Below are 7,368 nucleotides of genomic sequence, written 5' to 3' on the forward strand. Positions count from 1 at the left end.
GCGTCCCGGGACTCGATGTGGCTGTCCTAGTCGTTCGATGAAGATTCGATAAAGCTCTATGCCGGCCGGGCGCGGAAGAGCTTCACATCGCTCTTGACGCCCTTGAGGTGCCGGGCCCCGGCGAACGACCAGCCGAAGCGATCCCCGCCCCGTTGCCCCTCGACGATCGCCGTCCGGGTGGACTCGGCCACCAGCACACTGCCCGGCCGGGCCGCCCCGGTAACCCGGCTGGCCAGATTCACCGAGCTTCCGAACCAGTCACCGGCCCGGCTTACCGCAGGCCCGGTCGCCAAGCCGACCCGCAACCGCGGGAAGTCCTCGTCGGTTTCGGTGGCGGCAACCAACCGCAGGGCCGCCTCGAGCAGGGCCGCCGGATCAGCGCTGACGAACATCACCGCGTCGCCGATGGTCTTTATCAGCCTGACCGGGCCGACAGCCACCTCGCGGGCCGCGTCGGCCAGCCGATTCGCCAGCCGCTCAAGGTCTTCGGGCGGCACCACCTCGCCCAACCGGGTGAACCCGACAATGTCGGCGAACGCGATGGTGACCAATCGCGCACCTGGCAGCAGAACCCCCTCGGCCCGCTCGGACGCGTTGACCGCCTCGGTCTCCATCGTGTGGCGCAGTTGCACGAACAGCATGTCCCGAATCATCGGCCCGATCAGCGGCGCCGCCTCGGCCACCAGCGCCTCACTGGCCTGGGCGGTCTCCAATTCCGTGGCACTGGGCGTCAACACCGCCGCCAGTGCCGCGTAACGCATCACCTCCGCGGCACGCCCCAGCCCTTCGGAGAGCACTCGCGTGATCAACACGATCTGGTCAGGCGCGATACCGAGTTCCAGGAACCGCTCGGCGAAGCCCACCGCCTCCGCGTCAGCCCGCAACAGCACCGCCGCGTCGGGGTCGTCGACGGTCGCCAGCCCCATCGCGCGTTGCAGCCTCTGCACCAACGCGACGTCCAGGCCGGTCTCATCGCTGATGTCGCGGGTCGAAACGTACGTGCCGTCGTCCCCGGCCACACGGCGGGAGGCCAGCAACATCGGGGTGACTGCCTGGCGGATCTGGTCGGCCGTGATGCCGCGGGACAGAAGCCATTCGACCAGCTCGGCACGCTGGGCAGCGGCCTCGCCGTCGAGCCCGTCAAGGAGCGTGGGGTCCGCGACCATCAGGTCAAGGTATACCCACGAGCCGCATGGACGGCCGGAGCGGTCGAGGCGGCCAACAACGCCGACATGTCCCGGGGATAACGCACGTCCACGATCACCGAATCTCCGAAGCGGTACGGCTTGCCGACCACCAGGCCACCGAACTGCTTACGCAGCCGCGACATCTCGGCTCGCACCGTCACCACTCTGGACCGATCCCCATAGAGATCCTCCGCCAGCTCCGGGGCGGTCCGGCCCTGCTGGTTGGTGGCCAGGACCAACAGGATCTCGGCGTGGCGGCTGGAGATGCTGCGACGCCAGCTGCCGAACTGGCCGGCCATCTGAAGCGACGGCTCGCCGTCACGCAGATCGAGGATGACCCGCGACGGCGACGCAGTCGGCTCAGCGTCATCGACCACCCGCACCAGCCACCCGCCCGGCAGTGCCTCGACATCACACATTCCCAACGCAGGGATCCAAACCCGTCCGGGTAACCCGTTCTCGGGCAACAAGATCCGGTTGTGCAACGGTAAAGAGTCCACCGCAGCGACCCATCCCTCGGCATCGACAGCCAGCGCCGGGCTGCCCACCCGGGCCAGGATGGGCGCCGCCACCGTGCGCAGCCGGTTCAAAGTTCTGTCATGCGACTCGCGCAGTTGCGATTCGGCGAGACGCGCCACCAGATCCACCAGCGCCACCGTCGTCGGATGCACAGTGGAGGCCGGGCCGGACACATCCACGATGCCGATGACCTGACCCGTGCGGGGATCCTTGATCGGCGCCCCGGCACACGTCCACGGATGATGGCTGCGCAGGAAATGCTCGGCCGAGAAGATCTGCACCGCACGATGAGACGCCAGCGCGGTACCGATCCCGTTGGTTCCCACCGCGTTCTCGCTCCAGGTGGCGCCCTCGACGAACCCGAGGCGATCGGCGAGGCTGAGCACACGCGGCGAACCCGAGCGCCACAGCACCCGGCCCCGAGCATCGGCCACCACCAGGATGTTGTCGCCCTCTTCGATCACCGAATCCAGCAGTTGCGACACGTCCTCGAGCACCGCGATCAGACCGGACTGTTGCCGCAGCAAGTCCAGCCCAGTGGTCTCGACCTGTGGCGAAATGTGGTGATCCGGGTTAATCCCCTTGGCCCGCAGCCTGTTCCAGGAATCTTCGATCACTGCCCGGGGGCGGGCCGGCGCACGATCACCCGACATCGTGGCGTCGTAAACCGCCGACAAGAGCATGGCGTACTGCCGCGGGTCCTCACCAGGTGACACCGCGGGCTCAGGTACTGAGGAACCTGCCATCACCGCCGATTGTGCTCCACATCACATCTGGGCGCCAATCGGCACCCCGTTCGGGTCGACCAGCACTTTCATCTTCTCGCCCGCGTGCAGGGCCTCGAATCCCTCCTCGATCACGTCGTCGAGCGCGATCGGGGTGACCCATCCCCTCGTTTCGTACCTGCCCACCGCCATGAGTTCGATAACCGCCTCGAAGTCCGCCGAGGTGTAGCACAGGGAACCCTGGATCCTGGATTCGTTCATCACCAGATTGAGCAACGGTGTCGCCAGCGGCTTTTCATATATCGCGACGCTGACCGTCGGTTTGCGCGCACCGACACACGCAGTGGCCGCCGCGATCGCCGGGGCCACCCCGGCGGCGTCGAACGCCGCGTCGGCCCCGCGTCCGGCGGTGTGATCTGCGATGAAGGCCGGGACGTCGATGGTGGTCGGATCCAGGGTCCGGGCACCAAGTGACTCGATCGCTGCCCTGCGGGTGGGCGAGGGCTCGGCAACAAACACGTCATCGAGGCCCTTGCCTCGCAGCGCGAACCACAGCCCGATTCCGATCGGCCCGGCCCCGAAGATCACGGCGGTGTGCAGCGGCCCTACCTCACCGAGCGTTGCGGCGTGGTAGGCCACCGACATCGGCTCGACCAGCGCACCGAGCTCCAGGGAGACGTTGTCTGGAAGGCGGTGCAGCATATTCACCGGCACCACGGTGTATTCGGCCATGCCTCCATCCGACATCAGGCCGTGGAAGCCGATCTGCTGACAGATGTTGTAAGCGCCGGCGCGGCAGGGTGCGCATTTTCCGCACCGGTAAATCGGCTCGATCGCGACCCGGTCGCCCGGGGCATAGTCGGTGACGCCCGCGCCGGTCTCGGTGATGGTTCCGGAGAATTCGTGGCCCATGGTCAGCGGCAGCTGCCGGCCGGTCAAAGGGTGCGGCCCGGTCGGCACGAAGATTGGACCCGCATAGTATTCATGCAGGTCAGTGCCGCAGATGCCATTGAATCCCACCTTGATCTTGACGGTCCCCGGGGCGGGGTCAGGCTCAGGGACATCGGCGATCTCGACCTTGTTCGGTCCGTAGTACACGGCAGCTTTCATAGGGATGTTCTAGGCGCCCGAAGGTGTGCGCGGTAAGGGTTGCAACACGTTGCGGCCGCAATTTGCACAGGCAAACGTCGGGTGGATTGCAACCCCGTGCAACCCTTGTTGCGGCGTTTGACACGGTGTGGGCTGGGCCACATGACGCAGACCACCGCCGCACCGCTGGCCACACTGTCACCACAAGAACGGGTGGACGCCTGGCTGGCCGATTTCGAATCCGCACTTGCCGACCGGGACGTCGCACGCGTCGTCGGAAAGTTCGCGATCGACAGCTTCTGGCGTGACCTGGTCGCCTTCACCTGGAACCTCAAGACCGTCGAGGGCCGCGAAGGCATCGCCGACATGCTGACCGCACGGTTGCACGACACCGACCCCTGCAGGTTCCGCATGGCGGAGACCCCCACCGAGGAGTTCGACGGAGAACACGTCGTCACCTCGGCATTCATCGAGTTCGAGACCGCGGTGGGCCGAGGCAAGGGCCACCTGCGGCTACGCGACGAGCTCGGCTGGACCCTCCTGACGACCTTGCAGGAACTCAAGGGCCACGAAGAGCCCAAGGGCGCGAGCCGGCCACTGGGCGCGGTGCACGGCTCCGATCCGGACCGGCGGTCCTGGGCCGAGAAGCGCCTCGACGAGGACCTCACGCTCGGCTACACCGAGCAGCCCTACATCGTGGTGATCGGCGGTGGCCAGGGGGGTATCGCACTGGGTGCCCGGTTGCGCCAGCTCGGCGTTCCCGCGATCGTCGTCGACCAACACGAGCGCCCCGGCGACCAGTGGCGCAACCGCTATAAGTCGCTGTGCCTGCACGACCCGGTGTGGTACGACCACCTGCCGTATCTGCCGTTCCCGGCCAACTGGCCGGTGTTCGCGCCCAAAGACAAGATCGGCGACTGGCTGGAGTTCTACACCCGGGTCATGGAAGTGCCGTATTGGAGTTCGACGGCCTGCCTGTCGGCGGCTTACGACGAAGACGAACAGCGATGGACCGTCCAGGTGAACCGCAACGGCGAGCCGGTGACGCTGCGCCCAGTTCAGCTGGTCCTCGCGACGGGGATGTCGGGCAAGCCCAACATCCCCACGCTGCCGGGCCAGGAGATCTTCCGCGGCGAGCAGCACCATTCCAGCCACCACCCCGGACCCGATCAGTATGTAGGCAAACGTGTGGTGGTGATCGGATCCAACAACTCGGCCCACGACATCTGTAAAGCGTTGTACGAGAACTACGTCGACGTCACCATGGTGCAGCGCTCCTCGACACACGTCGTGAGATCGGAATCGCTCATGGAGCTGGGCCTCGGGGACCTGTACTCGGAGCGGGCCGTCGCGGCGGGGATGACCACCGAGAAGGCCGATCTGACCTTCGCATCCCTGCCGTACCGCATCATGGCCGACTTCCAGCGACCCGTCTACGACGCAATCCGGCAGCGCGACAAGGACTTCTATGCGCGTTTGGAAGCCGCCGGATTCGATCTGGACTTCGGAGACGACGACTCCGGCCTGTTCATGAAGTACCTCCGTCGCGGCTCGGGCTACTACATCGACGTCGGCGCCTGTGAGCTGATCGCCGACGGCAGCATCAAACTCGCCCACGGCGAGGTGGACCGGCTGACCGAGGACTCGGTGGTCCTGGCAGACGGCACCGAATTGCCCGCAGACGTAGTCGTGTACGCCACCGGATTCGGGTCCATGAACGGCTGGGCGGCCGATCTGATCAGCCAGGAAGTCGCCGACCGGATCGGCAAGGTGTGGGGCCTGGGCTCGGGCACCACCAAAGATCCCGGGCCATGGGAAGGCGAGCAACGCAACATGTGGAAGCCGACCCAGCAACCAAACCTGTGGCTGCACGGCGGCAATCTGCATCAATCCCGGCACTATTCGTTGTATCTGGCGTTGCAGCTCAAGGCGCGCTTCGAGGGCCTGGCAACGCCGGTGTACGGACTGCAGGAGGTCCATCACCTGAGCTGAAGACCCACCACATGGCGCCCCGAACGTGAATCCCCCACTGCCGTTCGGGGCGCCCGCGTGTGCGCGGTATACATGCGAGGGTGCGTCGATGGTGGTGGAGTCTCGCGGTCCTGCTGACCGTCCTGCTGACCGTGCTCGCCGCCGGATACTGGGTGTCGAAGTCACGCAGCTTCGCCCTTGCCGGACAACTGGTCGACCGAGTCGACACCCCGGCCAAAGTGGTCGCACTGACCTTTGACGACGGCCCGACCGGGTACACCCCGGAGGTGCTGCGGATGCTCGGTGACGCCGGAATCAAAGCAACCTTCTACCTCACCGGCGCCGAATTGAGCGCCGCGCCCCAGTACGGGGCGGCGATCGCCGCCGCCGGCCACGAGATCGGCAATCACAGCTACACGCATCGGCGGATGGTGCTGATGTCGCCGGGCACCGTCGCCGACGAGATCGAACGCACCGATGCCATGATCCGGGCCACCGGTTACCAGGGCCCGATCACCTTCCGTCCGCCCTACGGAAAGAAGCTCTGGACCCTGCCGCGATACCTGGCCACCCACGACCGGACGATGGTCACCTGGGACGTCGAACCCGATTCCGCCACCGAGACGAATGCCGACGCAATCGTTGCCGAGACAGGCGCGCAGGTGCGACCGGGCTCGATCATCCTGTTGCATGCCATGTACGACAGTCGCACCGCTTCGCGTGCCGCCGTGCCCCGGATCATCGGCGAATTACGCTCGGCTGGTTACCGATTCGTCACCGTGTCCGAACTACTGGCCACACCATGACCGAGCTATTGCACGGGCTGGACCCCATCGTCGGAGCGTCGCCACGCGTGCTGATCCTGGGAAACATGCCGAGCGTGATGTCGCTGAATTCCGGCCAGTACTACGGCAATCCACGCAACGCGTTCTGGCGGATCACCGGCTCGCTCTTCGGATTCGGAGCGGATGCGCCGTACCCGGAGCGGGTGGCCGCGCTGTGCACCCACCGCGTCGCGGTGTGGGACGTGCTGCGGTCCTGCCGACGGGTGGGCAGCCTCGACTCGGCTGTCGAGCGCGACAGCATGGTGCCCAACGACTTTGAGGTGTTCTTCACCGGACATCCCACGCTGGAGCGGCTGGTCTTCAACGGCGCCGCCGCCGAAACCAACTATCGCCGGCTGGTCGGCCCTCCTCCCGTGCCCTGGGTGCGGGCCCCGTCGACCAGCCCCGCACAGACGATGCGCTACGAGGACAAGCTGGCGGCCTGGCGGGCGGCACTGGACGGTTAGGCCAGCCGGTCGACGATGTCCTTGGCTTCCTTGAGCCGCAGCCCAGTCTCATCGCGCAACAGCTTGATCGCGGCGATCTTGTTGCCCTGCATCGGCTGCACCGCCGACGAGACCGACACCGGGTGTCCCGCGACCGAGGCCGCCCGCTCCAGGGCCGCCACCCGTCGCTCAAGTTCCTCGACGCGTCGCCGCAGGTCGTTGCTCGATTCGCCATCGTCGCGGAAGAGTCCCATGGTGACAGTGTGGCTTCATTGTGCCGCAGGTTCGCCGGTAGCGGAGACGTGAGTCTGACGCGGGTCCGGGTGTTCCGCCACTGATCCGCGGCCGGTTTCTCGCTCAGATTCCTCCATGCGTGTCGTACCGGGGTGGCATACTCGATCATATGTTCGAACGTTCCGCTGCCGACCTGATCGATGCGGTCAGCGCTGCGGCGCGGGCCGAGTCGGTGGCGATCGCGGCCCGGTTGGCCGCGATCGGGGCGCTGGACACGCTACGCGAACAGGAGTTGGCCGAGTCGATTTTCTGGACCACCGATCCGTTTGAAGCGGTGGGGGCCGAGATTTCGGCGGCGATGCGGATCAGCCGC

The 7,368-nt window shown here is 66.4% G+C and carries 8 protein-coding genes; 4 read left to right on the top strand and 4 right to left on the bottom strand.

Annotation, left to right across the window (positions count from 1 at the left end; translation table 11 throughout):
- Window positions 1-56 precede the first annotated feature (56 nt).
- Genes E0T84_RS20525 through E0T84_RS20535 form a run of 3 tightly spaced genes read right to left on the bottom strand, consistent with a single transcriptional unit; the run spans window position 57 to window position 3,541 of the window.
- Entirely contained in the window at window positions 57-1,166 is a 1,110-nt protein-coding gene (locus E0T84_RS20525; RefSeq protein ID WP_070188652.1) for an adenylate/guanylate cyclase domain-containing protein, read from the bottom strand.
- Window positions 1,166-2,452: a GAF domain-containing protein gene (locus E0T84_RS20530; RefSeq protein ID WP_171055109.1), complete on the bottom strand. Its 1,287-nt coding sequence runs from the start codon at window positions 2,450-2,452 to the stop codon at window positions 1,166-1,168. Before E0T84_RS20530 ends, E0T84_RS20525 begins: the two co-directional genes overlap by 1 nt.
- 21 nt (window positions 2,453-2,473) lie before the next feature.
- Window positions 2,474-3,541, bottom strand: coding sequence for a 2,3-butanediol dehydrogenase (locus tag E0T84_RS20535; RefSeq protein WP_070188650.1), 1,068 nt, complete (start codon window positions 3,539-3,541; stop codon window positions 2,474-2,476).
- Window positions 3,542-3,682: 141 nt separating this feature from the next.
- Here E0T84_RS20535 and E0T84_RS20540 point away from each other — a divergent pair, with 141 nt between their 5' ends.
- From E0T84_RS20540 to E0T84_RS20550, 3 genes are all read left to right on the top strand, one after another.
- The gene (locus E0T84_RS20540) at window positions 3,683-5,512 is read left to right on the top strand and encodes an NAD(P)/FAD-dependent oxidoreductase (RefSeq protein ID WP_138745351.1); all 1,830 of its coding nucleotides are present in this window, start codon (window positions 3,683-3,685) and stop codon (window positions 5,510-5,512) included.
- Between the two features lie 80 nt (window positions 5,513-5,592).
- Window positions 5,593-6,297 carry a polysaccharide deacetylase family protein gene (locus E0T84_RS20545; RefSeq protein ID WP_138745352.1) on the top strand — a complete coding sequence of 235 codons (705 nt, stop codon included), beginning with the start codon at window positions 5,593-5,595 and terminating at the stop codon, window positions 6,295-6,297.
- Window positions 6,294-6,782 (top strand): DNA-deoxyinosine glycosylase, encoded by a 489-nt coding sequence (locus tag E0T84_RS20550; protein WP_070946962.1) that lies wholly within the window; start codon window positions 6,294-6,296, stop codon window positions 6,780-6,782. The genes E0T84_RS20545 and E0T84_RS20550 overlap by 4 nt, the downstream gene beginning before the upstream one ends.
- On the opposite strand, the gene E0T84_RS20555 is transcribed toward E0T84_RS20550, so the two are convergent.
- Window positions 6,779-7,015: a ribosomal protein L7/L12 gene (locus tag E0T84_RS20555; RefSeq protein WP_070188646.1), complete on the bottom strand. Its 237-nt coding sequence runs from the start codon at window positions 7,013-7,015 to the stop codon at window positions 6,779-6,781. The genes E0T84_RS20550 and E0T84_RS20555 overlap by 4 nt on opposite strands.
- Window positions 7,016-7,164: 149 nt before the next feature.
- Here E0T84_RS20555 and E0T84_RS20560 point away from each other — a divergent pair.
- On the top strand, window positions 7,165-7,368 hold a 204-nt coding region (locus E0T84_RS20560; protein ID WP_138745353.1), incomplete at its 3' end, for a DUF222 domain-containing protein.

The sequence above is a fragment of the Mycobacterium sp. DBP42 genome (genome assembly GCF_005924235.1).
In the GTDB taxonomy this organism is placed as follows: domain Bacteria; phylum Actinomycetota; class Actinomycetes; order Mycobacteriales; family Mycobacteriaceae; genus Mycobacterium; species Mycobacterium syngnathidarum.